Annotated in this window: 25 protein-coding genes and 1 pseudogene; 16 read left to right on the top strand and 10 right to left on the bottom strand. The window is 63.9% G+C overall.

Annotation, left to right across the window (positions count from 1 at the left end; all coding sequences use genetic code 11):
• Positions 1-81 precede the first annotated feature (81 nt).
• Positions 82-534 (top strand): Lrp/AsnC family transcriptional regulator, encoded by a 453-nt coding sequence (locus LB566_RS24280; RefSeq protein ID WP_140551405.1) that lies wholly within the window; start codon positions 82-84, stop codon positions 532-534.
• Positions 535-538: 4 nt separating this feature from the next.
• Here the strand turns inward: LB566_RS24280 and LB566_RS24275 are convergent, their stop codons facing one another.
• The 4 genes and pseudogenes from LB566_RS24275 to LB566_RS24260 form a co-directional block, all read right to left on the bottom strand.
• Positions 539-853, bottom strand: coding sequence for a helix-turn-helix domain-containing protein (locus LB566_RS24275; protein ID WP_224627953.1), 315 nt, complete (start codon positions 851-853; stop codon positions 539-541).
• Positions 850-1,165 (bottom strand): annotated as a pseudogene (locus LB566_RS24270) (type II toxin-antitoxin system RelE/ParE family toxin). Before LB566_RS24270 ends, LB566_RS24275 begins: the two are co-directional and overlap by 4 nt.
• A gap of 55 nt (positions 1,166-1,220) precedes the next feature.
• Positions 1,221-2,420, bottom strand: a complete 1,200-nt coding sequence (locus LB566_RS24265) for a cytochrome-c peroxidase (RefSeq protein ID WP_224627952.1) — start codon at positions 2,418-2,420, stop codon at positions 1,221-1,223.
• Positions 2,421-2,427: 7 nt separating this feature from the next.
• Positions 2,428-2,877: a FixH family protein gene (locus LB566_RS24260; RefSeq protein WP_224627950.1), complete on the bottom strand. Its 450-nt coding sequence runs from the start codon at positions 2,875-2,877 to the stop codon at positions 2,428-2,430.
• 152 nt (positions 2,878-3,029) lie between these two features.
• Between LB566_RS24260 and LB566_RS24255 the strand changes: the two genes are divergently transcribed.
• Positions 3,030-3,950, top strand: a complete 921-nt coding sequence (locus LB566_RS24255) for a sugar kinase (protein WP_224628036.1) — start codon at positions 3,030-3,032, stop codon at positions 3,948-3,950.
• A 3-nt stretch (positions 3,951-3,953) separates the two neighbouring features.
• On the opposite strand, the gene LB566_RS24250 is transcribed toward LB566_RS24255, so the two are convergent.
• From LB566_RS24250 to LB566_RS24240, 3 genes are all read right to left on the bottom strand, one after another.
• Positions 3,954-4,976: an aldose epimerase family protein gene (locus LB566_RS24250; protein ID WP_224627948.1), complete on the bottom strand. Its 1,023-nt coding sequence runs from the start codon at positions 4,974-4,976 to the stop codon at positions 3,954-3,956.
• An 85-nt stretch (positions 4,977-5,061) separates the two neighbouring features.
• Complete coding sequence (locus LB566_RS24245; protein WP_140551400.1) at positions 5,062-6,519, bottom strand: NAD-dependent succinate-semialdehyde dehydrogenase; 1,458 nt, start codon at positions 6,517-6,519, stop codon at positions 5,062-5,064.
• Between the two features lie 228 nt (positions 6,520-6,747).
• The gene (locus tag LB566_RS24240; protein WP_140551399.1) at positions 6,748-7,698 is read right to left on the bottom strand and encodes an AEC family transporter; all 951 of its coding nucleotides are present in this window, start codon (positions 7,696-7,698) and stop codon (positions 6,748-6,750) included.
• A 250-nt stretch (positions 7,699-7,948) separates the two neighbouring features.
• On the opposite strand from LB566_RS24240, the gene LB566_RS24235 reads away from it, so the two are divergent.
• The 6 genes from LB566_RS24235 to LB566_RS24210 all read left to right on the top strand — a co-directional run bounded on the left by LB566_RS24235 (position 7,949) and on the right by LB566_RS24210 (position 13,647).
• Entirely contained in the window at positions 7,949-8,497 is a 549-nt protein-coding gene (locus LB566_RS24235) for a histidine phosphatase family protein (RefSeq protein WP_224627946.1), read from the top strand.
• Between the two features lie 303 nt (positions 8,498-8,800).
• A complete protein-coding gene (locus LB566_RS24230; protein ID WP_010909964.1) occupies positions 8,801-9,082 on the top strand; it encodes an acyl carrier protein in 282 nt (93 codons plus the stop codon).
• A gap of 17 nt (positions 9,083-9,099) precedes the next feature.
• The gene (locus tag LB566_RS24225) at positions 9,100-10,287 is read left to right on the top strand and encodes a beta-ketoacyl-ACP synthase (RefSeq protein ID WP_224627943.1); all 1,188 of its coding nucleotides are present in this window, start codon (positions 9,100-9,102) and stop codon (positions 10,285-10,287) included.
• Positions 10,288-10,328: 41 nt separating this feature from the next.
• Positions 10,329-11,600 (top strand): beta-ketoacyl-ACP synthase, encoded by a 1,272-nt coding sequence (locus LB566_RS24220; RefSeq protein ID WP_140517231.1) that lies wholly within the window; start codon positions 10,329-10,331, stop codon positions 11,598-11,600.
• Between the two features lie 37 nt (positions 11,601-11,637).
• A complete protein-coding gene (locus LB566_RS24215) occupies positions 11,638-12,666 on the top strand; it encodes a zinc-binding dehydrogenase (RefSeq protein WP_224627940.1) in 1,029 nt (342 codons plus the stop codon).
• A gap of 39 nt (positions 12,667-12,705) precedes the next feature.
• Positions 12,706-13,647 (top strand): lipid A biosynthesis lauroyl acyltransferase, encoded by a 942-nt coding sequence (locus tag LB566_RS24210; protein ID WP_263498343.1) that lies wholly within the window; start codon positions 12,706-12,708, stop codon positions 13,645-13,647.
• 46 nt (positions 13,648-13,693) lie between these two features.
• Here the strand turns inward: LB566_RS24210 and LB566_RS24205 are convergent, their stop codons facing one another.
• Positions 13,694-14,122: a L,D-transpeptidase gene (locus LB566_RS24205; RefSeq protein WP_140551394.1), complete on the bottom strand. Its 429-nt coding sequence runs from the start codon at positions 14,120-14,122 to the stop codon at positions 13,694-13,696.
• Positions 14,123-14,338: 216 nt separating this feature from the next.
• Between LB566_RS24205 and LB566_RS24200 the strand changes: the two genes are divergently transcribed.
• The 5 genes from LB566_RS24200 to LB566_RS24180 all read left to right on the top strand — a co-directional run bounded on the left by LB566_RS24200 (position 14,339) and on the right by LB566_RS24180 (position 20,939).
• Positions 14,339-15,613 carry an acetylornithine deacetylase/succinyl-diaminopimelate desuccinylase family protein gene (locus LB566_RS24200; RefSeq protein ID WP_224627936.1) on the top strand — a complete coding sequence of 425 codons (1,275 nt, stop codon included), beginning with the start codon at positions 14,339-14,341 and terminating at the stop codon, positions 15,611-15,613.
• 158 nt (positions 15,614-15,771) lie between these two features.
• Complete coding sequence (locus LB566_RS24195; RefSeq protein ID WP_224627933.1) at positions 15,772-17,250, top strand: ABC transporter substrate-binding protein; 1,479 nt, start codon at positions 15,772-15,774, stop codon at positions 17,248-17,250.
• Between the two features lie 256 nt (positions 17,251-17,506).
• Positions 17,507-18,454 carry an ABC transporter permease gene (locus LB566_RS24190; RefSeq protein WP_224627930.1) on the top strand — a complete coding sequence of 316 codons (948 nt, stop codon included), beginning with the start codon at positions 17,507-17,509 and terminating at the stop codon, positions 18,452-18,454.
• Positions 18,451-19,320: an ABC transporter permease gene (locus tag LB566_RS24185; RefSeq protein WP_140551389.1), complete on the top strand. Its 870-nt coding sequence runs from the start codon at positions 18,451-18,453 to the stop codon at positions 19,318-19,320. The genes LB566_RS24190 and LB566_RS24185 overlap by 4 nt, the downstream gene beginning before the upstream one ends.
• Positions 19,317-20,939: an ABC transporter ATP-binding protein gene (locus tag LB566_RS24180; protein WP_224627929.1), complete on the top strand. Its 1,623-nt coding sequence runs from the start codon at positions 19,317-19,319 to the stop codon at positions 20,937-20,939. Before LB566_RS24185 ends, LB566_RS24180 begins: the two co-directional genes overlap by 4 nt.
• Positions 20,940-21,034: 95 nt before the next feature.
• On the opposite strand, the gene LB566_RS24175 is transcribed toward LB566_RS24180, so the two are convergent.
• Entirely contained in the window at positions 21,035-21,466 is a 432-nt protein-coding gene (locus LB566_RS24175) for a TerB family tellurite resistance protein (protein WP_224627927.1), read from the bottom strand.
• Between the two features lie 185 nt (positions 21,467-21,651).
• On the opposite strand from LB566_RS24175, the gene LB566_RS24170 reads away from it, so the two are divergent.
• The 3 genes from LB566_RS24170 (at position 21,652) to LB566_RS24160 (ending at position 23,874) form a co-directional block, all read left to right on the top strand.
• Positions 21,652-22,437 (top strand): TSUP family transporter, encoded by a 786-nt coding sequence (locus LB566_RS24170; RefSeq protein ID WP_140551386.1) that lies wholly within the window; start codon positions 21,652-21,654, stop codon positions 22,435-22,437.
• A gap of 89 nt (positions 22,438-22,526) precedes the next feature.
• A complete protein-coding gene (locus tag LB566_RS24165) occupies positions 22,527-23,366 on the top strand; it encodes a helix-turn-helix domain-containing protein (protein WP_224627925.1) in 840 nt (279 codons plus the stop codon).
• 85 nt (positions 23,367-23,451) lie between these two features.
• On the top strand, positions 23,452-23,874 hold the full coding sequence (locus LB566_RS24160) for a VOC family protein (protein WP_224627923.1): 423 nt from the start codon (positions 23,452-23,454) through the stop codon (positions 23,872-23,874).
• Here the strand turns inward: LB566_RS24160 and LB566_RS24155 are convergent, their stop codons facing one another.
• Positions 23,875-25,350 (bottom strand): cobyric acid synthase, encoded by a 1,476-nt coding sequence (locus tag LB566_RS24155; protein ID WP_224627913.1) that lies wholly within the window; start codon positions 25,348-25,350, stop codon positions 23,875-23,877.
• Between the last annotated feature and the right edge of the window lie 3 nt (positions 25,351-25,353).

Raw genomic sequence — 25,353 nt, 5'->3', positions numbered from 1 at the left:
TAGGCGGCCTGAAGAAATCGACATTGCAGTCCGATCGATCTATCATACGATCGAAAATTACTTAAACAGGCTGCATTTTCGATGACAGAAGACCAATTGGACCGCATCGACAGGAACATCCTGTCGGCGCTGGCAAGCGACGGCAGGCTCTCCATGTCGGAGCTCGCCGCCAAGGTCGGCCTGTCCAAGACGCCGGTACAGGCGCGGGTGAAGCGGCTGGAGAAGGACGGCTATATCAGGGGTTACCAGGCGATCATCGACCGCGAGCGCATGGGCGAAGGCCATGTCGCCTTCGTCCAGGTGAAATTGTCCGACACACGTTCGGCCGCACTCGATGCCTTCAACCGTGCCGTACAGGCCGTGCCCGAGATCGAGCAGTGCCACATGATGGCATCGAGCTTCGACTACCTCTTGAAGGTGCGCACCCGGGACATCGCCGCCTACCGCCGCGTGCTCGGCGAACGCATCTCCGCCCTGCCCCATGTCGCCCAGACCTCGACCTTCGTGGCGATGGAGACGGTGAAGGACAGATAGGATTTCAGTGACCGGCGCGTGACTTCGGCTTGCCGGACTCGAAGCTGATGCGAAGCTTCGAGCCGGTCGCCTTGGCGAAACGCTGCAAGGTTCGGGTCGAGGGCATGTTTCGACCACTCTCCAGGCGAGCAATCACGGCCTGCGTCGTCCCCATCGCCGCTGCGACCTCTTCCTGCGTCATGTCGGCTTCGCCGCGAGCCTTGATCAAAGCTTCGGCGATCGCGAATTCCTCCTCCAACGCTTCATATTCGGCAACGAACTCCGGATCCTTGAACCAATCCTTGGCGGCTTCCTCGACGGGAATTGCTTTCCGGTTCATAGAATCTCCTTTGCTCTCTTCAGAGCCAGTTCGATCTCGCTTCGTGGCGTTTTCTGGGTCTTCTTGGTAAACACCCGCACGATAACGTTCGGTCGCCGTCACATAGACCGCCCGCACAATGCCGTCGCGGCCCTTCATCCGCATTTCCCAAAGCCTGCCTTCCAAGTGTTTCACATAAGGCTCATGCACTTTCCGCAAGCCATGAGCCTCGATCAAGCGCGATATCCGCAGAAAGCTGGCAAGAATGTCTTTCGGCTGAGCCTCGAGCTCCTGCCGAACTTCGATATTCAGAAACTCGACCGCCCAGCCCATCAACCGGAGTATATCTTTTTTGCAATATTCTTCAACGGCAAATTGTTGGCCGAACTCATTCTGATAGCGTCTTCAAAAACGCCACCAATGCCGCGCGCTCGCGGTCCGACAGCTCAAGCGGATGAATTTCGGATGTCCCCTCCACACTGGGGGCAGCCTTGGCATAATGCGCCACCACCTCGTCGAGCGACGCAAACTGACCGGCATGCATGTAGGGCGGCCGCGTCGCCGCGCCACGCAGCGAAGGCGTCTTGTAGGCACGCACCAATTCCGGCGTATCCTTGACCATGAACCGCAATTCGCCGCAGGCGCCGACATCGCCATCGCGGTAAGCGCCGAAGCAGTTGAACGGGTCGGCCTGAACTTGGGCCACCGCATCGACGCGGCCGCGATCCGGCGGCAGGCCCTTGACCGGCGGCACGCCGGTGTTGTGGAACCCATTGTCGGTAAAGCGCGGCCCATTGTGGCAGGTCACGCAATTGGCCTTGCCGATGAACAGTTTCAGGCCGAGGATTTCCTCCCGGGAGAAGGCGGCGTCGCCTTTCGGCTCGGCGCCGGTCACCAGGTCCAGCGCGAACCGGTCGAAGCGGGTCCGCGGCGGCTCGATCGAGCGTTCGAAGGCAGCAATTGCCTTGCCGATGTTGGCGAACACCCGGTTTGTCGCGTCGCGCTGCTGGTCGCTCATGGCGTTCCATGCAGCCTTCTCGGCATCGCTGCCGAGCGGACTGGCATTGGCTGGTATGCCGGACAGATTGGGCAACGGGCCGAAGATGCGCTCATAGCGTTCGCCGAAGCGCGCCTTGACGTAATGCGCATAGGCGGCACGGTTTCCCGCCTGCTCCAACGGGTTCTCCAGCGGCGTCAGCGCCTGCGCCCACAGGCTGTCGCGCCGACCGTCCCAGAAAAACCAGGGATCTCGCGCGATGCCGGCGAGCGGCATGGTACGCCGGTTTGTGCGGCCGACGCCAACCGCCTGCGGCAGGCCGTCCTGGAACTGCCGGTCGATCTTGTGGCAGGTCGAGCAGGACACAGTGCCGTCGCGGCTCATGCTGGCGTCGAAGAACAGCGTCGAGCCCAGGGCGGCAGCGGCCGGGACATCGGCGAACCGGTTCGTGGTGTCGGGTTTCAGGGCCGGCAGGCTCGACAGCGCCAGCGAGGCGATGGCCTTCTTCTCGGCATCGGAAAAATCCGGCTTGCCGCAGCCGGCAAGAACAGCCATCGCCGTCACGACGAAAAAGCGCGCAAGACGCCTCATCCGCGGCTCACAGCACGACGTTGAAGACGACCGTATCCGACCCAGCCGTCGCGGAGATGGCAAAATGCAGCTGCCACCAGCCGCTCATGGTGAATTTCACTCCTTCGATGCGATAGCGCCCGTCGCCGAGATAGTCCGTCGCCTGCGGGCTGGTCGGCAGGCCGTGGCGGTGTTGCGGCATGCCTCCGGATACCGCGATGGCGGCCCCTTCCACCGGCGCCCCGGCTACCGTCTTCAACGTCAACAGCCAGGATTCCAGCTCGCCTTGACGGACAACGCCGCGTTCCGGCGCGAAGCTCGCCATGAACAACCCGTTCTCGGTCTTTTTGGTTCGGGAGATATCCGGGCCGGCAACCTGCGCGGTTCGCGGTGCGGTCAGATAGACCACTGCCAGGATGCCAGCCAGCAAGGCTGCCAGACCAAGACCCGCCAAAAGATAACGCCATATCGAAGCCAAGCCGGTTCCTCTTCAGGGGATAACGTTTTGCCGCACGGATCGCATCCCGCCAAACCTGTTGGAATCGCCGGTGACGGAAAAAACCGCCCTTGCCAACCATGGCGCTCTACTCTCCAAAAAGCTACAGCAGCATCGTAACAGGGGAATGGATGATGATCGGCAAAGGTGTCGCCTCGATCGGCGAATGCATGATCGAGCTTTCGGGCCAAACGGGTTCGAACTGGCGCATGGGATTTGCCGGCGACACGTTCAATACGCTGTGGGCCCTGCATGCGCTGAGTGGAAGGCCCGCGACCTACGTGTCGGCTTTCGGAGACGATCCTTTCTCGCAAGACCAGATCGGCTTCTTCGCGGACAACGGCATCGGCATTGGCGAAAGCCCTGTTATCCCGGGGGCCCGGCCCGGCCTCTATGCCATCACGCTGACCGGCGCTGAGCGCTCCTTCACCTATTGGCGTGGCGATGCGGCTGCCAGGCAGCTTGCCTCCAATCCGGCTGCGCTAGCAAAAAGCCTTGAAAAACAGTCGCTTGTCTACTTTTCCGGAATCACTTTGGGAATTCTGGACTCCGCTGCGCGTGCCACGTTGCTATCGGCCGTGGCCGAGGCGCGATCCGCGGGGTCGCTGATCGCCTTCGATCCCAACTACCGGCCACGGCTGTGGCGCGATCGCGAGGAGGCGCAAACCGCGATCCTGGAGGCGCTCGCCGTCACCGACATCGCATTACCGACTTTCCCGGACGAGCAGATGCTGTTCGGCGATGAAGCGCCGCAGGCAACGGCTGAGCGGCTCGGGCAACTGGTCGGCGAAGTCGTGGTCAAGAACGGCGAACAGCCGGCGCTGATCGTCGAGGACGGGACGCTGCGGGAAGTTCATGCGATCCATGTGGCCACGCCCGTCGACACGACGGGCGCGGGCGATTCCTTCAATGGCGGCTATCTCGCCGCGCGTCTCGCCGGACACGCCCCCGTGGAGGCTACGAAACGCGCGCACCGTGTCGCGGCCAGCGTGGTGCAGGTGCGCGGCGCATTGGCGCCGTTCGAGACTTTCCGGGCTGCATTCGAGATGGATTGAGGGTCAGGGCAGCCGGAACCGATATTCCGTCACGTGATGATAGATCGCGCCCGGCCACAGCGTCGCCTGCGGGAAATACGGCCGGTTCGGTGCGTCCGGCCATATTTGCGGCTCCAGGCAGAAGCCGCAGAAAGCTTTGTGGTTTCGCCCCTCCAGCCCCGTGCGCGGTGTCACATACTGGCCGGTATAGAGCTGGACGCCGGGCTCCGTGGTCCACAACTCCATCTCGACGCCGGAGCTCGCTCCTTGCACCCACGCCGCCTGTTTGAGCGGCCCGCGCGCCGAGGCGAGGCAGAAATTCTGGTCATAGGCAAGCTGCTCGCCTTCGGTCTCCATGCGCACCGGCCGTGCCTGGCGGAAATCGAAAGGCGTGCCGTCGACAGGCTTCACCGTACCCGTCGGAATCATTTCGCCATCCACGGGCAGATAGGCGCCGGCATTGAGCATCATCCGGTGATCGAGGATGTCGCCCGTCCCGCCATCATCGAGGTTGAAGTAGGAATGCTGCGTGAGATTGCACAGCGTCGGCTCCTCGCATGTGGCCGATATCTCGACGCTGAGCGTGCCGGGGATCTTCAGCCGGTAGGTGCAGGTGACGTCGAGCGCACCAGGAAAGCCCATCGTGCCGTCGGGATCGTGCAGCGTCAGCGTGACGAAGTCCCGGCCGTGCAGCGAAACCGTCCACGGCCGATGGAAAAAGCCTTGCGAGCCGCCATGCAGCGTGTGCTTGTCGAGAAAATTGCGCTCGGTCTGGTAGCGCTTGCCGGCGATGGTGAAACGGCCGTCTCGGATGCGGTTGGCATAGCGGCCGACGACCGCGCCGAAGAAAGCCGTGTCGGTTTCATAAGATGATAGATTGTCATAGCCGAGCACCAGAGGCGCACCGTGGCCGGCTAGGCGCAGGTCCTGGATGATCGCGCCGAGCCCGAGGATATTGGCGCTAAGCCCGCCGCCTCTGATCGTGAAGCGGCGAACCGGTTCGCCCGCCTGGGTGGTGCCGAAAACCTCGCCGTCCTTCATTGCCATGCCCGCAAACGTCAGTTGATCCAGACGGCCCGTTTCGTAGCCGGGACAGGCAGATCATAGGCCTGCCTGTCCCGGCGACACTCTATCAGAGGCCGAGGCCGCCGATGCAGACATATTTGGTATCGAGGTAATCCTCGATGCCCTGATGTCCGCCTTCCTTGCCGAGCCCGGACTCCTTGACGCCGCCGAATGGAGCTTCCGGCGTGGTGATCAGGCCTTCATTGACGCCGACCATGCCATATTTCAGCCCTTCCATGACGCGGAAGGCGCGGCCAAGATCGCCGGTGTAGAAATAGCAGGCGAGGCCGAATTCGGTGTCGTTGGCAAGCGCGATCGCCTCTTCCTCGGTCTCGAACCTGAAGACGGGCGCCACCGGCCCGAATATCTCTTCCTTCATGAAGCGCATCTTGGGCGTCGCATCGGCGATGACGGTCGGCTGGAAGAACGAGCCGCCGAGCGCATGGCGCTTGCCGCCGGCGACGATCTTGCCGCCCTTCGAAGTCGCGTCGGCGATCAGTTCCTCGACCTTCTCCACGGCTTTCTCGTCGATCAACGGTCCCTGCTGCACGCCTTCCTCCAGCCCGGAGCCGACCTTCAGCCTGTCGCTGGCGGCAGCCAGCTTCTCGACGAACCGGTCATAGACGCCGGCCTGGACAAGGAAGCGGTTCGTACAGACGCAGGTCTGGCCCGAATTGCGATACTTGGCCGTGATCGCACCGGCGACGGCGCGATCGATGTCGGCGTCGTCGAAGACGATGAACGGCGCATTGCCGCCGAGCTCCATCGACACCTTCTTCACGGTGACGGACGACTTCTGGATCAGGATCTTGCCGACCTCGGTCGAGCCGGTAAAGGTGATCTTCTTGACCAGCGGATTGGCGCAGATCTCATCGCCGATCTCGCCGGCCGCGCCGGTCAGGATGTTGATCACGCCCTTGGGGAAGCCGACCTCCTCGGCCAGCGCACCCCAGGCGAGACCGGAGTAAGGCGTCTGCGAGGCGGGCTTGACCACGGCGGTGCAACCCGCGGCGAGCGCCGGGCCGAGCTTGCGGGCCAGCATCGAGGACGGGAAATTCCACGGCGTGATGGCGGCGATGACGCCGACCGGTTCCTTGGTGACCAGGATGCGGCGGTCCGCCCATGGCGACGGCACGACATCGCCATAGGTGCGACGGCCCTCTTCGGCGAACCATAGGATGTAGGAGGCGGCCGAGCCGATTTCGCCCTTCGATTCGAACAGCGACTTGCCCTGTTCGATGGTCAGGAGCTCCGCCAGAACGTCCTGATTGTCCATCATCGCATCGTGCAGCTTGCGCAGCAGCTTCGAGCGCTCGAGCGCGGTGGTCTTGCGCCAGGTCTTGAAAGCTTCGTCGGCGGCTTCGATGGCGCGGCGGGTCTCGACCTTGCCTGCCTTGGGCACGGTGCCGATCTTGAGGCCGGTTGCCGGATTGGTGACGTCGACCGTCTGGCCGCTGTCGGCCTGTACCCATTCGCCGTTGATGAGATTGGCCTGGCGCATGAAATGGCTGGTCTTCTGAAGCATGGTCTAGCCTCCGTTCGGCGCACTGACGGGCCGCTATCTGGATGTCTTCGATTAGCGCATCGGGCGCTGGGGCCATTGCTCTTAACCTAGGGAAAGCCCCGCAAGCAATCGCAAGATGGCATATAGGGGTTATGCCAGTACAAGGCGAGGTCCGGGGCCTGATTTCACCGCCAACACCTCGCGTCGAACCAGATTCACGCCGAACGGCTCAGACCCTGGTCATTCATGTCAGCCGAAGACGTGCACGCTCACCGCCAGCCAGAAAGCAGTGGTGACGACCGCGCTCGCGGTCGCGATGGTCATCTGGTTCGAAGCCAGCGCCTGGCCTGTGTTGAACTGCACGGCAATGAGATAGGAATTGATGCCGGATGGCAGCGCCGCCACCACGACCGCTACCTTGGCGGTCAAGGGCGGCAGGCCGAGCAACCAGACGAAGATCAGAACCAGCGCCGGCATCAGGAACAGCTTCAGCGTCGATAGCGCCAGCGCCGGGCGGACATTACCCGATATGCCGAAGCGGCGCAGGCTGAGCCCCATGGCGAACAGCGCCACCGGCCCGGCGGTGTCGGCCAGCGCATCGACCAGCCGCATGACAAGTTCGGGCAGCGGCATGCCGCTGAAACGCCATGCGAGACCCAAAAGGATGCCGATGATCAGTGGATTGATGAACAGCCGCCTCAGGAAATTGCGGATGATGCGCACGGGATGCACATGCTCGCCGCCGCCGCGGCCGAACATCTCGAACAACACGATCGAGGCCATCATCATGACAGGCAGATGCACGGAAACCAGGAGCGACAGCACCTCGAATCCGTCCCGCCCGAATATGCCGAGAATGAACGGCGCGCCAAGCAGGACAACATTGGAATAGGCCGACGACACGCCGCCGACGACTCCGGCGCGTGCGTCCCGTCCGAATATCCGCGTGGTGACGACATGGCCGACGGCCCAGGTGATTGCCACCGCCGCGAAATAGGCTCCCCATAGGGACCATGGCGCCACACCGTGGAAATCGGCATTCACCATCGTCTGGAACAACAGCAGCGGCATCGCAACGCTGACCGCGAAGTCGGCTATCCCCTCGCCGCTCGCCGGCTTCAGATAGCCGGTGAGCCCGGCGAGGTAGCCGAGCGCGACAAGGCTGAAGACGAATAGGACGGTTTCGGTAAGCGGAGACATTTTTCCAGGGATAGGCGAGCCACGGTCGCTGCGCAATCGCGCCCGAATTTCTTCGATAATGCCAGGCAGGGCTTCGCCGAAGCGGGCTACACGATCCCCATCCCGCTCACCGGCCGGAAGATCGATCTTCTGACGCCGTGATGACGAAGACGTGAGGCCGCGGAGGGCCGCAGGCCTTTCGCTTGTCTTTGTACCTGCTTTCCGCTCCCTATATGCGGGTGGCCGGTGCCCGGCTTCTGGAAGGATTACGATGATCCGATTTGCCTTGGCGTTGTTCCTGTTTGGCGTGCCCGTTGCAGCGCATGCGACGGACGCCGGCTGGGCGCTGCTGCGCGATGGCGGCCATGTCGTGCTTTTGCGCCATGCCATGGTCACCGGCACCACCGATCCCGCCAATTTCGATATCGACCGCTGCGCCACCCAGGTCAATTTGTCGGCACGCGGCAAGCAGCAGTCGAGCAAGATCGGCGCCTTGCTTGCCGCCCGTGCCGCCCCGGTCGAGCGCGTGCTGTCCAGTCGCTATTGCCGCTGCCTCGACACCGCGCGCATCGCCTTCGAGACCGAGCCGGAGCCTTTCGCGCCGCTCGACCTGCTGAAGGGCGACGCAGTGCAGAAGGCGGCGCAACTCGCCGCGATCGTGAAGGAAATCCGTGCCTATTCCGGCTCCGATAACCTGGTCATGGTCACTCATCTGGAAAATATCGCGGCGTTGACGGGCGTCTCGCCGCGCGAGGGCGAAGCCGTTGTCGTCGAGCCGCAGGGCGATGGCCTGCGCGTGCTCGGCCGCGTTACGTTCTAATCGGGGCCGAGCGGCGCATCAGCGGGCAGCTACCCGTCGATGAGGCCTTGCGACAGAGGCAATGTTGCCAAAATACCAACGAAAAAAAGATGCCGCGCCAGGGCCGCGACAATGAGGCCAACATCATCCGCCGCCGCCAGCCTTGGACGGGCCGCCGGGTTGACCGGCGGCCCGTCTTGCGTTTCTTGGGCACGCTACCCATCTGCACCCGGCGTATCAGGCCTTTTCCTGCCGGGAAAAACCGATTAGACAGCGCCCAAACAAGATGCGGACAGATTCCGCCCGCAACCGAAGGAAAAGCCCTTGTCCACCACGTTCGACAAAGTCGCCAAGATCATTGCCGACACCAGCGAGATCGACATCGACACCATCACGCCCGAGAGCCACACGATCGACGATCTCGGCATCGACAGCCTCGATTTCCTCGACATCGTCTTCGCCATCGACAAGGAATTCGGTATCAAGGTGCCGCTGGAAAAATGGACCCAGGAAGTCAATGACGGCAAGGCTTCGACGGACGATTACTTTGTCATGAAGAACCTGTGCGCCAAGATCGACGCACTGGTCGCCGCCAAGACCGCCTGATCCGTACCCGATCATCCATGAGCCCCCGCGACGTCGTCATCACCGGCATTGGCCTTGTCTCCTCGTTGGGAGAAGGCCCGGATGAACACTGGCGCAAGCTCACTCAGCCGGGTCAGAAGCCGGTGCTCGAAGCCGAGCGTTTCGCGCCCTACACCGTTCATCCGCTGCCGGAGATCGACTGGAACCTGCAGATCGCCAAGCGCGGCGACCAGCGCCAGATGGAAACCTGGCAGAGGCTCGGCACCTATGCCGCGGGTCTTGCGCTGGACGATGCCGGCATCAAGGGCAATGACGAACTCTGCACGACCATGGACATGGTCGTGGCCGCCGGCGGCGGCGAGCGCGACGAAGCGGTCGACGCCGCCATCCTGGCCGCCTCGGAAAACCGCAATGATCGTGACGTGCTGCTCAACGAGAAGCTCACCACCGAACTGCGCCCCACCCTGTTCCTGGCGCAGCTCTCCAATCTGCTGGCCGGCAACATCTCCATCGTCCACAAGGTGACGGGATCGTCCAGGACCTTCATGGGCGAGGAAGGCGCCGGCGTAGCCGCCGTCGAGACGGCTGCCGCGCGCATCCGCTCCGGCCAGTCGACGCACATACTGGTTGGGGGCGCCTTCCAGACCGAACATTCCGATATGTTGCTCGGCTACGAGCTTGCCGGCTACCTGCATCGCGGCGCCTGGAGGCCGGTCTGGCAGCGGCAAGGCGACGAAGGCGGCGGTGTTGTGTCGGGATCCGGCGGCGCCTTCCTGGTGCTGGAGCAGCGCGAACACGCGGCAAGCCGGGGGCGCAGGATCTATGCCGAACTCGGCCCGGTCGTCTCCGGCCGTGCCAGGCGGCGGCAGGGCGAGCTCGATTCCGAGATCGCCGCGCTGCTCAAGAAGACCGCCGTACCGGATGGCGGCTTGCTGACCATGTCTGGCGCCTCAGGCGCTCACGCGGCTACCGCCGCCGAGAAGTCGGCATTCGACGCCAATCCGGCGATCGCGGCGCGCGGCTTCGCGACGCTGACCGGCCACATGAAGGAAGCGCAGTTTCCCTTCGCCGTGGCGCTGGCGGCGCTCGCAGTCGACCGCAAGGCCGCCTACCCGGTTTTCGATGCCGCTGCCGAGAAACCGTTCGAAGGCATTCCAAGAAGCGTCCTTGCAACGGCGATCGGCTACCACCAATTCGAGGGCATGGCGCTGGTCAACGCCGCATAGAGCGGCCAGCCACATTACAACGATAAAGGTAGGGCTTCCGGATGGCCAATCTCAGAGATCACATGGGCAGGCCGATCGTTGCCGTCACAGGCATCGGCGTGGTTACTTCCCTTGGAGCCGGGAAATCAGACAATTGGGCGGCGCTGACCTCGGGCAGGTCGGGCATCCACCCGATCACCCGCTTCCCTGTCGACCACCTCAACACCCGCATTTCCGGCATGGTCGATTTCCTTGCGTCGAGCTCGAAGGGCGCCAGCCCCCTCACCTACGAACTGGCGGAGACCGCCGCGCAGGAAGCTGTTGCCGAAGCCGGCCTCAATTCCAGCGACTTCGGCGGACCGCTGTTTCTGGCCTCGCCGCCGGTCGAACTCGACTGGCATGAGCGGTTCGCGCTCTACAATTCCGACAAGCACGACGCCGGTGCCGAAAGGCTGCTTCGGGTGGCGCGCGGCCTGAAGGAGCTCGATACTTTCGAGACCACGCAGTTCGGCTCGATCGCGGACCGGCTCGCCGACCGTTTCGGCACGCGCGGCCTGCCGATCACGCTGTCGACCGCTTGCGCCTCCGGCGCCACCGCCATCCAGCTCGGCGTCGAGGCGATCCGCCGCGGTGAGTGCGATCGGGCGCTGTCGATCGGCGCCGATGGTTCGGCGACCGCCGAGGCGCTGATTCGTTTCTCGTTGCTGTCGGCGCTTTCGACCCACAACGACATCCCCGAAAAAGCCTCCAAGCCCTTCTCCAAGGACCGCGACGGCTTCGTGCTGGCCGAAGGTTCCGGCGCTCTGGTGCTGGAATCGCTGGAGGCAGCGCTCGCCCGTGGAGCGAGCGTCTTGGGCATTCTGCGCGGCTGCGGCGAAAAGGCGGACGACTTCCACCGCACCCGCTCCAAGCCGGATGGTTCGCCGGCCATAGCGGCGGTGCGCGCGGCCCTTGCCGATGCCGGCCTGGGCGAGGACGAGATCGACTATGTCAACGCGCACGGCACCTCGACGCCGGAAAACGACAAGATGGAGCACCTGTCGCTGTCGACGGTGTTCGGCGAACGGATCGGCTCGATGCCGATCTCGTCCAACAAGTCGATGATCGGCCATACGCTGTCCGCCGCCGGGGCGGTGGAAGCGGCGTTTTCCCTGATGACCATGCGCGAAGGCGTCATTCCGCCGACCATCAACTACGACAATCCCGATCCGGCGATCGTGCTCGATGTCGTGCCGAACAAGAAGCGCAATGCGCAGGTCGGCACCGTGCTTTCGAACTCCTTCGGCTTCGGCGGCCAGAACACTTGCCTTGTCATGGCGCGGGAACCGGTCTAAGCGAGCCGCTTCCGCTAGAACAGAACCGACAGGCTCCATGCGCGCACTGCAACTTATCGAGGACCGCCGTCTTGAAACGGTGGACCTGCCGCCCCCGCCGCCGCCCACGCTCGGCGAAGTGACGCTGCGCATCAAGGCAGTGGCGCTGAACCACATCGACGTCTGGGGCTGGCGCGGCATGGCTTTCGCCAAGCGCAAGCTGCCGCTGGTCGTCGGCGCGGAAGCCTCCGGCGAGGTCGAGACCGTCGGCCCCGGCGTTTCAGGCCTGCTGCCGGGGCAGCTGGTATCGATCTACGGCGCGCGCACCTGCGGTCTCTGCCGCGCCTGCCGCGAAGGCCGCGACAATCTTTGCGAACACGTCTCGGGCGTTCACGGCTTCCATCTCGACGGCTTCGCGCAGGAGAAGATCAACCTGCCTGCGCGCCTGCTGGTCCCCGCCCCCCCGGGCGTGAGCGAGATCGGCGCGGCCGTCGCCCCCGTCACTTTCGGCACCGTCGAACACATGCTGTTCGACAATGCCAGGCTCGAGCCCGGCGAGACGATCCTTGTCCATGCCGGCGGATCCGGCATCGGCTCGGCCGCAATCCAGCTGGCGAAGCGGATGGGCTGCACGGTCATCACCACGGTCGGCTCGAACGACAAGATCGACAAAGCCAAGGCGCTCGGCGCCGATCATGTCATCAACTACCGTGACGACCGGTTCGAGGGCGTCGTACGCAAGCTGACCAGGAAGAAGGGCGTCGACGTCGTGTTCGAACATGTCGGCGCGGACACTTTTGCCGGCTCGATGCTGTGCCTGAGGCGCGGCGGCCGGCTCGTCACCTGCGGCTCGACATCGGGCGTGTCGACGCAGGTCAACCTGATGCAGCTCTTCCAGCAGCAGCTGAAGCTGCTCGGCTCGTTCGGCTGCCGCATGGAGAACATGGCCAACGCCATGCAGAAGATGGCGGCGGGACAGGTCGCACCCGTCATCGACACCGAAGTCGGCTTCGACGACATCGACGCCGCGCTGAAGCGCATGGAAGGCCGCGACGTCTTTGGCAAGATCATCCTGCGCGTCGTCTAGGCCCTGACTTCTGTGTTGAAGAAGCTTCGCCGCGACCTGATGTTCCGCTACGGCCGGCAATTGCGCCGGTTCGAGCACTGGCTGGTTGCGCGCATTGCGATGATCATCATCTCGGTGCTGCGCCTGCTGCCGCCCGACAGCGCGCTGAATTTCGCTGACCGCGTCGCCCGCCGCATCGGTCCATGGGTCGGACGCCATAATGTGGCCGTCGAAAATCTGCGCAAGGCCTATCCGCAGAAGAGCGAAGCCGAGATCCAGGCCATCGCCTCCGACATGTGGGGCAACATGGCGCGGCTGGCCGCCGAATACATCTTCCTCGACGCCTTGTTCGATTACGATCCAGCCGCCGCCAGTCCCGGCCGCGTCGAGGTCAAGGGAGTAGACCACTTCGTGGAAATCGCGGCCGAAAAGAAGCCGCACATCGTCTTCACCGGGCATCTCGGCAATTTCGAATTGCTGCCGGTGGCGGCAGCCACGTTCGGCATGAATATCACCGCGCTGTTTCGCCCGCCCAATAATCCCTATTTGGCCGACTACATCCTCTCGACGCGCCGCGCGACGATGGGATCTTTGCTGCCCTCGATGGCGGGCGCTTCGTTCGCGCTCGCCTCGGTATTGGAAAACGGCGGCAATATCGGGGTTCTTGTCGACCAGAAATTCACGGGCGGCCTGGAAACGACATTCTTCGGCCGCCCCTGCCAGAGCAATCGCGTGCTCGGCACACTTGCCCGTCACTATGATTGCGACGTCTACCCGGCGCGCTGCGTCAGGCTGCCGGGCAACCGCTTCAGGCTCGAGATAGAAGAGAAGCTGACATTACCGCGCACCGCCGATGGCAGCGTCGACGTGCGCGCCACCACCCAGCTCCTCAACGACGTGGTCGAGCGCTGGGTGCGCGAGTATCCCGGCCAGTGGATGTGGTTCCACAAGAGATGGGACATCAGCCGCAAGCGACGCAAGGCAAAGACCCGAAGCGCCTAACCTGAATCCGTCCGATGCGCCTCAGGCACAATGGCCGGCGTAGCAGTCAGTTCCTCACGACGATGCGCGTGTTGCCGAAGCCGACTTCTCGCACCATCGAGTAGAAAGCCGCCGCATTGGCCGTATGCAGCCGCACGCAGCCATGCGAGGCCGGTCGGCCGAGCTGCCTCACCGCGCCCGTTCCATGGATGGCATAGCCGCCGTGGAAGAACACGGAATAAGGCATCGGCGACATGTCGTATTTGCGCGAATACCACATCCGGGCCGTTCGCTGCGGCCGGTAGGTGCCGCGCGGCGTGAAGTAGCCGGGCCGGGCCGTGGACACGTTCCACCGGTAAACCTCCTGGCCGTACCTGACCGTCATTGTCTGCGACGACACGTCTATATTTGCAATGAGGCTGGCTGCCCAGCTCTGCACCGAAGCACCGAACAGCATCGTGACAAGTGCTGCTGCCATGAGAACTGTCTTTTTCATGCGATCAAACCCCCTTGATTGCCCCTTGCCTGCCTTCATGTCGTTTTTCATCTCTTTAATGGCAGGTGAACAGCATAACATATACCTTTGACCAATTCGCGAATCCAAAGCAGCGAATTGAACGAATTCCCGCAGGAGTTGCCGTAACGACACGCCGCAACGGCCTAATTGCCAGCGGACTTGCAAAACGACGCCGATCGCTGCTCAACTCGAGCCATGAACGAGCGACTCTTGCAAGCGATCGATGACCGGCGTGACGATCTCGTCGCGCTGACCGCCGAGCTGATCCGTTTTCCCACCATCAACCCGCCCGGCGAAGCGTACCGGCCATGCGCCGAATTTCTTGGCGCGCGGATGAAGAAGAGCGGCTTTCAGACCGAGTTCATCCGTGCCGAGGGCACGCCCGGCGACACCGACCGCTACCCGCGCGTCAACGTCGTCGCTCGCTTCGACGGCCGCTCGCCCGGCGCCTGCGTCCACTTCAACTCGCATATCGATGTCGTCGAGGCCGGCGACGGCTGGACCGTCGATCCTTTCGGCGGCGTCGTCAGGGACGGCAAGGTCTACGGCCGCGGCGCCTGCGACATGAAAGGCGGCCTGGCTTCCTCGATCATCGCGGCCGAAGCCTTCATGGAGGTATTTCCCGATTTTCCCGGTGCCATCGAGATATCAGGCACGGTCGACGAGGAATCCGGCGGCTTCGGCGGTGTCGCGCATCTGGCGAGGCTCGGCTATTTCTCGAAACCCAGGGTCGACCACGTCATCATTCCCGAACCATTGAACAAGGACCGCATCTGCCTTGGCCATCGCGGCGTCTGGTGGGCCGAGATCGAGACCAAGGGCGAAATCGCGCATGGCTCGATGCCGTTCCTTGGCGACAATGCGGTGCGCCATATGGGCGCCGTGCTGCAGGCATTCGAGGACGAATTGTTCCCCGCGCTCGACCGCAAGATGACGCGCATGCCGGTCGTGCCCGAAGGGGCGAAGCGCTCGACCATGAATATCAACTCCATCCATGGCGGCCAGACCGAGGATTTCCGGCCCGGCCTGCCCTCGCCCAACGTGCCCGATTCCTGCCGGCTGACCATCGACCGCCGCTTCCTGCTCGAGGAAGACCTGGATACCGTCAAGAGTGAGGTGACCGGGATCCTCGACCGGCTGAAGCGCGAGCGGCAAAAATTCGACTACGAGATCCGCGACCTGATGGAGGTGCTGCCGCTGATGACCGAGCGCGACGCTCCCGTCGTCAAGGCGATCGCGCAAGGCATCCACGCGATCTTCGACCGCGAGCCCGATTACGTCATTTCACCCGGCACCTACGACCAGAAGCACATTGCCCGCATCGGCCATGTCTATGATTGCATCGCCTATGGCCCGGGCATTCTCGATCTCGCCCACCGGCCGGACGAATGGGTCGGCATCTCGGATATGGTGGAATCAGCCAAGGTGATGGCGATTGGGCTCAACGTGCTATTGCGCGGCGCCCGATAGCGCCGCACGGACAAGAGCCAATGATCGACGCGGCCGTCCGGAGAAAAACATTCCCGGCTACGCCGCCGCGCCGCACGAAACGCAATTTACTCCCGCGCGAAATCACGCTTCTATTCGCCCGGTTTGAGCGCATGTTTGACCACACGGGGAGTCGCACGATGAAATTGTGGAAAACCATCCTGGCAGCCGCCGTCCTGGCGCTGGCCGCCGGCACTCCCGCGTTCGCGGCGCGCACCGATCTGGTCATCGGCATCCCGCTCGAACCGCCGCATCTCGATCCGACCGCCGGCGCCGCCGCGGCCATTGATGAGGTCCTCTACGCCAACGTGTTCGAGGGCCTGACCCGCATCGGCCCCAACGGCGAGGTGCTTCCGGACCTGGCCGAAAGCTGGACCATCTCCGATGACGGCAAGACATACACCTTCAAGCTGCACAGCGGCGTGAAGTTTCACGACGGCGCCGGCTTCAGCGCCGAAGATGTGAAATTCTCGCTCGACCGCGCCCGCGCCGACAATTCGGTCAATGCGCAAAAAGCCCTGTTCGCGGCCATCGATACGGTCGACGTGGTTGACCCAGCAACGGTCAAGGTGACGTTGAAGAACCCGCAAGGGTCTTTCCTTTACAATATGGGCTGGGGCGACGCAGTCATCGTGTCGCCGAAATCCGCTGACGCCAACAAGGAAAAGCCGGTCGGAACCGGCCCGTTCAAATTCCAGAGCTGGGCCAAGGGATCCTCGATCACGCTGGTGAAATCCGACAGCTATTGGGGCACGCCGGCTTACCTCGACAAGGTCGAATTCCGCATCGTGCCCGATGCCGCCGCTAGCGTACCGGCATTGCTTTCCGGCGATATCCAGGCGTTCCCATTCTTCGATCCCGACAGTCTCGCGCAGGTCAAGGACGATCCGCGTTTCAAGGTGGTGATCGGTTCGACCGAAGGCGAAACCATCCTGTCGATCAACAACAAGAAGCCGCCCTTCGACAAATTGCGGGTCAGGCAGGCGATCTCCTACGCGCTCGATCGCAAGGCGATCATCGACGGTGCCTCGGCCGGCCTCGGCCTGCCGATCGGCTCGCATATGTCGCCGGCCAACAAGGACTACGTCGACCTCACCGGCCGCTATCCGCACGATGTCGCCAAGGCCAAGGAACTCTTGAAGGAAGCAGGCCTGGAGAACGGCTTCAAGGCGACGCTGAAGCTGCCGCCGCCCACCTATGCCAGGCTCGGCGGCGAGATCATCGCCTCGCAGCTCCGTGACGTCGGCATCAACCTCGAGATCATTCCCGTCGAGTGGGCCCAATGGCTGGATCAGGTGTTCACCAAGAAGGACTACGACCTGACCATCGTCTCCCATACCGAGCCCAACGACATCGGTATCTACGCGCGCAAGGATTATTACTTCAACTACGACAACCCGGCCTTCGACAAGGTGATTGCCGATCTGGACGTCACCTCCGACGAGGCCAAGCGCAAGGAGTTGCTGGGGCAGGCACAGAAGATCCTGGCCGACGACGCCGTGGTCAGCTTCCTCTACGAACTGCCCAAGGTCGGCGTCTGGGACGCCAAGCTGCAGGGCCTGTGGGAAAACGCGCCGATCCAGGCCAATGATCTCACCAAGGTGAAGTGGAGCGAGTGAGATTGTTGCGCAACAGGCGACGATTGCGTTCCTTCGCGCCCCCCTCTGCCCTGCCGGGCATCTCCCCCACAAAGGGGGAGATTGGCAATTTCAGCGCCGCCACCGACCATGCCATCCTAGCGATTGGCGAAAGCCGTGATGAACGAGCGAGCTCCCCCCTTGTGGGGGAGATGTCCGGCAGGACAGAGGGAGGCGCCGTAGGGCTATACCGTCGCCGGCTATTCGCCCCAGGCAACACGCCGGCCTCCCACCTCCCATGACCGCCTACCTCCTCAAGCGCCTCGCCATCGCCGCCGCCACGCTGGCGCTGGCCTCCATGGTCGTCTTCGCCGTGCTGGAAATCCTGCCCGGCGATCCGGCGCGGCTGATGCTGGGCATGAACGCCAGCGCCGACCAGGTCGAGCTGCTGCGCAACCAGATGGGCCTCGACGCGCCGCTGGCCTGGCGCTACCTGCACTGGGCCGGCGGCCTGCTCAGCCTGGATTTCGGCCGCTCCTACACCTATTCGGTACCGGTCATCGATCTTGTGCGGGAGCGTCTCGTCGTCTCTTTGCCGCTGGCGCTGATCGCGCTCGCCCTATCCACCCTCATCGCCATTCCGGTCGGCCTGTTTTCAGCGAACCATCGCGGCCGGATGGGTGACACGGCAGCGATGGGCGCCGCACAGCTCGGCGTCGCCATCCCCAATTTCTGGTTCGCGCTGATGCTGATCTATCTCTTCGCAGTCTGGTTGCGGCTGGTTCCGGCCGGCGGCTTTCCCGGCTGGGGGGCCGGCGCCTGGCCGGCGCTGAAATCTCTGCTTTTGCCCGCGGTGGCGCTCGCGCTGCCGCAGGCCGCGATCCTGGCACGCGTCACCCGTTCGGCGCTGATCGAGGTGCTGAACGAGGATTATATCCGCACCGCCCGCGCCAAGGGTCTGCCCTATCGCGCGGTCCTGTGGCGGCACGCGCTGCGCAACGCCATGATCCCGGTGCTGACCATCCTTGGCCTGCAACTCGCCTTCCTGCTCGCCGGCACCATCATCATCGAGAACGTCTTTTACCTGCCCGGCCTCGGCCGGCTGGTGTTCCAGGCGATCACCCAGCGCGACCTGATCGTCGTCGAAAGCGTCGTCATGCTGCTGGTCGCCGCCGTCATCGCCGTCAACCTCATCGTCGACCTTTCCTATGCCGTCGTCGATCCGCGCCTCAGGAGCCGGCAATGACGCTGCATCCGGACATCCCCGAAGAGACGTTGGGCAGCATCCTCGTCAAGGCGTTCGGCAACCGCTCGTTTCTCGCCGGCTTCGTCGTCACGATGTTCGTGGCGGCGGTGGCGATCCTCTCCTATGTCTGGACGCCTTATGACGTGACCCGGCTGGTCATATCCGACAAGACGCTCGCGCCGTCCTGGGCGCACTGGTTCGGCACCGACCATTTCGGTCGCGACATCCTGTCGATGATCATGGTCGGCGCCCGCAATTCGATCGCCGTGGCGCTGGTCGCGGTCGGCATCGGCATGGGCGTCGGCGTGCCGCTCGGCGGTTTTGCGGCGGCGCGCGGCGGCCTCGTCGACGAGGCGCTGATGCGCATCAACGATCTCGTCTTCGCCTTCCCTGCCCTTTTGTCGGCCATCATGATCACCGCCATCTTCGGCCCCGGCGCCGTCAATGCCATCATCGCCATCGGCATCTTCAACATCCCTGTCTTTGCCCGCGTCGCCCGCGCCGGCGCCTTGGCGATCTGGCCGCGCGAATTCATCCTCGCCGCCCGCGCGGCGGGCAAGGGCAAAGCGCTGATATCAATCGAACATGTGCTGCCCAACATCGCCACCTTGCTCTTGGTGCAAGGCACTATCCAGTTCGCGCTCGGCATATTGGCCGAGGCCGGGCTTTCCTATCTGGGCCTTGGCGCCCAACCGCCAATGCCGAGCTGGGGCCGCATGCTGTTCGACGCCCAGACCCGCATGGTGGTGGCGCCCTGGATGGCGATCTTTCCCGGCATGGCGATCGTGATCACCGTGCTTGGGCTGAACCTCCTGGGCGACGGCATCGCCGACATCCTCGATCCGAAATCGCGGCGGCAACGATGAGCCTGCTGGAAATCGACAATCTGTCGCTGGCGATCGGAGACACACCGATCCTCAAAGGCGTCGAGCTCTCCGTCACGCCCGGCGAGGTGATGGGACTGGTCGGCGAATCCGGCTCCGGCAAATCGATGACGGCGCTGAGCGTCATGCGGCTTTTGCCATATGCCGCGCGTGCCAGCGGGCGCGTCACCTTCGACGGTATCGACATCCTCGCGGCAAGCGAGGATCAGATGTGCGCCCTGCGCGGCGACGATATCGGCATGGTGTTCCAGGAACCGATGACCGCGCTGAACCCGCTCAAGACCATCGGCGAGCAGGTCGCCGAAGGCATACGCTGGCATGCCAAGGCAACACGCGCCGAGGCGGAAGAGCGGGCGCGAAAAATGCTCGACCGGGTCGGCTTGCCATCGGCAAAATTCCCGCTGTCGCGCTATCCGCACGAACTGTCCGGCGGCCAGCGCCAACGTGTCGTCATTGCCATGGCCTGCGCGCTGAAGCCGAAACTGCTGATCGCCGACGAGCCGACGACGGCGCTCGACGTGGTGCTGCAGGCGCAAATCCTCGCCCTCTTGCGCGACCTGGTCGCCGAGAGCGGCATGGGCCTGCTGCTGATCTCGCATGACCTCGCCGTCGTCACCGAGATGGCGGACCGCATCACCATCCTTCGTCGGGGCGAAGTCATGGAAGCCGGCGATACGGCACGCACGCTCTCCGAGCAGCTCCACCCCTATACCCGTCAGCTGGCGCTGGCCTCGATGCACGTGCCCGCACGCGTCCGGCCGCGTGGCGCCGCGGCAGCCAGGCCCTTGCTCGAGGTCGAGGGCGTGACGCGCGACTATCCCGGCCGGCGTACCTCGCTGTTCAGGCGCGCGCCTGATATCCGCGCCGTCGACGGCGTGTCGCTATCGATGGCGCCGGGCCAGTCGGTGGCGCTGGTCGGCCGCTCCGGCTGCGGCAAGTCTACCTTGGCACGCATGATCCTGGCGCTGGACCGGCCGAGTTCGGGGACCATCCGCTTTCGCGGCGAGCCCCTCACCGGCAAGAGCGAGGCGGACCTGAAGCCGGCGCGGCGCGACATGCAGGTGGTGTTCCAGGACCCTTATGGCTCGTTCGATCCGCGCCAGAAGGTCGAGAAACTGGTCGCCGAGCCGCTGCACGTGCTGGACAGGAAACCGGGGCGCGCCGAGCGCCGCGAGATGGTGGCGCAGGCGCTGCATGAGGTCGGCCTCGACCAGAACGACATGGAAAAGTATCCGCACGAATTTTCCGGCGGCCAGCGCCAGCGCCTGTCGATCGCCCGCGCCATCATCACCCGCCCGAAACTGGTCGTCGCCGACGAGCCTGTTTCGGCGCTCGATGTTTCGATCCGCGCTCAGATCCTCGACCTGTTCGCCGAGCTCAACCAGAAACTCGGCATCGCCTATCTCTTCATCACCCACGACCTCACCGTCGCCCGTGCCATCACGGACGAGGTGCTGGTCATGCATGACGGCCAGATCGTCGAGCGCGGCAAGACGAATGAGGTGCTGGATCACCCGCAATCCGAGGCGGCCAAGGCGCTTGTCGCCGCAGCGCCGGACCTGCACAGGGCAATTGCACGCCGTATGCAGGAGCAGGGGTGAGCGATCGGTTCGAGAAGCGATCCGCCGTGTGAGTGAAAGGCCGCAAATGCCGGAGGATGCCGTGGGCAGCCGGCCCCGGCCGGGATCCCATCAACCTACTGCTCCGATTTCACCACGTCGACCGGGCTGATGTCGAGCAGGTCGAGCGTGCGGCGCAGCAGGCGTACCTCGGTCTCGGCCAATTGCGCATCCGCCTTGGCGATCTCGGCCATATGCTGCGCCAGTTGCTTGCGCCGCCCGATATCGAGGTCGCGAAACAGCGCAATGGCCTGCGAGCCGTTGGTCTCGTAGCCGAATTCGTTGAGATATTCGATGACGGCGTCGATGCTGGTTTCCGGAATGCCGAAGGCATCCTTGCAGATGCGTCGGAAGGCAACCATCTCGCTCTCGCTCACCGTTCCGTCGGCCAGGATCATGCGGAACAGCATCAGAAGTTCCGCCGACAACACGGGGTCGTCCGCCACCTTGCGCACGCCCGGGTCGCCGTCGAAGATCGAGCGTATCTGGTCGAGCAGTTCGAATGCCATCGGAAGCCCCTTTGCCGATTCCTCTAATCCATGTAGCCCAAAAAGCGCAGCGGTTGGGATAACGACAGCACAAACACAAATCCAGGCGCGACGCTTGGGATAGAAGTAGCGTGAAATCGGTCTTGCGCAAACGGGGTGTTCGTGATCGAAGCCGGAGCGTCTTTTGGCTTGATACTTCCCACCTGATGATCGACCTCACCTTACAATCCGTCGCCATGCTTGCCTTCGCCGGTTTTGCCGCGGGTTTTGTCGACTCGATCGCCGGCGGCGGTGGGCTGATCACCATTCCCGCACTGCTGCTGGCCGGCTTCTCGCCGGTCGAGGCGCTGGGGACCAACAAGCTGCAGGGCATGTTCGGCTCGGGATCCGCAACCATCCACTATGCCGCGAAAGGCCATGTCGACCTTCGCCGGCAACTGCCTTCTGCGCTGCTGGCGCTTGCCGGCGGTGCCGTCGGCGCCTTGCTGGCAACGGTCGTGCCCGGCGATCTGCTGCGGGCGCTTCTGCCGCTGGTGCTGATCGCCATCGCGCTCTATTTCGCCCTGAAGCCCAACATGACCGACGTCGATCGCGCCGAGCGTATGACGCCCTTCCTGTTCGGGATAACGCTGGTGCCGGCCATCGGCTTTTACGACGGCCTGTTCGGGCCGGGTGCCGGCTCCTTCTACATGTTGGCCTTCGTCGCGCTTGCCGGCTACGGCGTGCTCAAGGCGACGGCCCACACCAAGCTGCTCAATTTCGCCTCCAACATCGGCGGCTTCGTCGTCTTCGCCGCGGTCGGTGTCATCTCCTGGAAGATCGGCCTGATGATGGGCGTCGCCCAGTTCCTCGGCGCCCGCCTCGGCGCCAGTCTGGCCATGCGCATCGGCGCCAGGCTGATCAAGCCGCTGCTTGTCATCGTCTGCGTCGCATTGGCGGCGAAGCTCCTGGCCGACCCGGCAAACCCGCTGCGCGTCCTGATTGGTGTGTGACCCGCGCGCTTGATGGAATGCCACTCGGAGCGCCCGGCCAAAAGCCGGGCGCTTTTGATTCCGGTCCGGGCTCTGCTAGAGTCCAGTCGATGTCAATCGAGATGCCATGCCAGCAGGAACAGGACCAGTCAGTCCCCGGGCGGTTCGAGATGCGCCGGCGCCGTCCCAACCCTGCCCTCGCGGGCATTGTGTCAGACATTTGCGGTTATCGCGAAACGGCGCCCGGCCATTACCGCAATGTAGAATATGCCTCCCTTACCGTGCCTCTGGTCATCAGCTTCGCCGAACCCTTCGCCATCGGCCTTGGCAAGCCGCCCGGCGACAATGATCGCTTCGCCAGTTTCGCCGCCGGCCTCTATGCGGGACCCGTGATGATCGAATCCTTCGGCGGCGCCTGCTGCATTCAGGTCAATTTCACCCCGCTTGGCGCACGCCGGTTCTTTGACCAGCCGATGAGCGGGTTGACGGACCGCATGATCAGCCTGGACGATGTGCTCGGCCTTGAAGGCGTCGCCTTGCGCGAGCGGCTTGGCAACACGGCCGGCTGGAGCAAGCGTTTTGCACTTGTCGAGATGTTCGTCGCCGCCCGGCTGGCAGCTGCGCCGGAAACGCAGGTCGGAATTGCCTGGGCCTACGACAGGATCGTCGCCTCGGGCGGCCGCATGCGCATCTCGTCGCTGGCCGACAGGCTGGGCTGGAGCCGCAAGCATCTGGCGGGGAAATTCGCCGACGCGACCGGCATCGGCCCGAAGAAGCTGTCGCGCATCGTCCGCTTCAACCGTGCGCTTGGCCTGTCGAGGCAGCAAGCCGGCGATTGGGCCGACATCGCGGCCGATTGCGGCTATGCCGACCAGGCGCATCTGGTGCGTGAGTTCCGCGTCCTTGCCGGCGAGACACCGACAGCGCTCCCGGTTCCGGCACAGGCCTGAAGCCCCGGGTAACATTTCTTCAAGACGCCGGAACGGCTGTCGCTCAGACTGGGTTCATCGATGAGCCCGAATGAAGGAGGTTGCCATGCCCGCATCACCTGAAGCCCCCCGCCTGTACCCCGCCTTGCGTTACAGGAACGCGGCGACAATGATCGACTGGCTGTGCGATGCCTTCGGCTTCAGCGTCCGTGCCCGCTACGGCGAAGGCGATGTCGTGCATCACGCCGAACTGGTCTTCGGCTCCTCGATGATCATGCTCGGCAGCACGCGCGAGGATGACTACGGCAAGATGGTCGGCGAACCCGGCTCAGGTGGCGGCAAGTCGATCTACATCGCCGTTGACGACGCAGACGCCGCCTACGCCAAAGCGAAGAAGGCAGGCGCCACGATCCTCCAGGAATTGACCGACCGCGACTATGGCAGCCGCGAATTCATCTGCCGCGACCCGGAGGGGAATGTCTGGTCCTTCGGCACTTACTGGCCGAAGGCAGGCGAAATGGCCAACTAGCTACCGCGCCAGCGAAAAGATCGCGTCGCAGTCGAGATGGCTCTCCAACTGGGCCGCGACCTCGTCGAGAGCCCGCTCGACCTCGGCGCGATAGTCGATGCCGCCGCCCTTGACGCCAAGGCTTTCGAGGAATCTCCCTCGAAAGGCGTCGGCGCCAAACAGGCCGTGCATATAGGTTCCGACCACCTTGCCATCCGCCGAGACCGCACCGTCCTCGGCGCCGTTGATGATCGCCGACGGCCGCAGCATGTCCGGGCCGGTGGTGCGGCCGAGATGGATCTCGTAGCCTTCGAGCGGCAGGTCGAACGGCACCGAGCGGGCGCTGACGTTGCGCACCGTCTTTTCCGGTTCCATCACCGTTTCAATGTCGAGCAGGCCAAGCCCTTCCGCTTCGGTGACGCTGCCTTCGATGCCGTCGGGATCGCGCACGACACGGCCAAGCATCTGGAAGCCGCCGCAAATGCCGACGACATGGCCGCCGCGCCTGCGATGGGCAAGAAGATCACGGTCCCAGCCATTTTCGCGAAATTTCAGCAGATCCCCGATCGTCGACTTCGAGCCGGGAATGACCACCAGTCCCGCATCCTGCGGCAACGGCTTTCCAGGCGGCACGAACACCACTTCCACCTGCGGCTCGGCCTTGAGCGGGTCGAGATCGTCGAAATTGGCGATGCGACCGAGCATCGGCACCGCCACCTTCAGCGCACGCGCCTCCCCGGAGGCAAGCCGTTCCAGCACCACCGAATCCTCCGAGGGCAGCCGCGCTGCCGCCTTCAGCCACGGCACGACACCGAAGCAGCGCCAGCCGGTGAACCCTTCGATCGCCTTGATGCCGTCGTCGAACAGCGAGACGTCACCACGGAACTTGTTGATGAGATAGCCGACGATCATGCGCCGGTCTTCCTCCGACAGGATTAGATGGGTGCCCGCGACCGAGGCGATGACGCCGCCGCGATCGATGTCGCCGACCAGCACGACAGGCACATCGGCCCGCGTCGCAAAGCCCATATTGGCGATGTCGCGGCTTCTGAGGTTGATCTCCGCCGGCGAACCCGCGCCCTCGACGATGACGAGATCGGCGCCCTCGCCGACCTTGCCCCAGGAGTCCAGCACGGCGTCCATCAGCCGGCCCTTCAACGCCTGGTAGTCGCGCGCCCGCGCCTCGCCGAACACCTTGCCTTGCACGATGACCTGGGCACCGACATCGGTCTGCGGCTTGAGCAGCACCGGGTTCATGTGAGCCGATGGCGGCACGCCGCAGGCGATCGCCTGCAGCCATTGCGCGCGGCCGATCTCGCCGCCGCCAGCCCTGTTGTCGCCGGGAATGTCGGCGACGGCGGCATTGTTCGACATGTTCTGCGGCTTGAACGGACGCACCTTCAGCCCACGCTTTTTAGCGGCGCGGCACAGCCCGGCGACCAGCACGGTCTTGCCGACATCCGAGCCCGTGCCTTGCAGCATGATGGCTTTAGCCATGGC

The organism is Mesorhizobium sp. CA13 (genome assembly GCF_020165235.1).
Taxonomy (GTDB): domain Bacteria; phylum Pseudomonadota; class Alphaproteobacteria; order Rhizobiales; family Rhizobiaceae; genus Mesorhizobium.
This window is presented reverse-complemented; position numbering and strand designations above follow the sequence as displayed.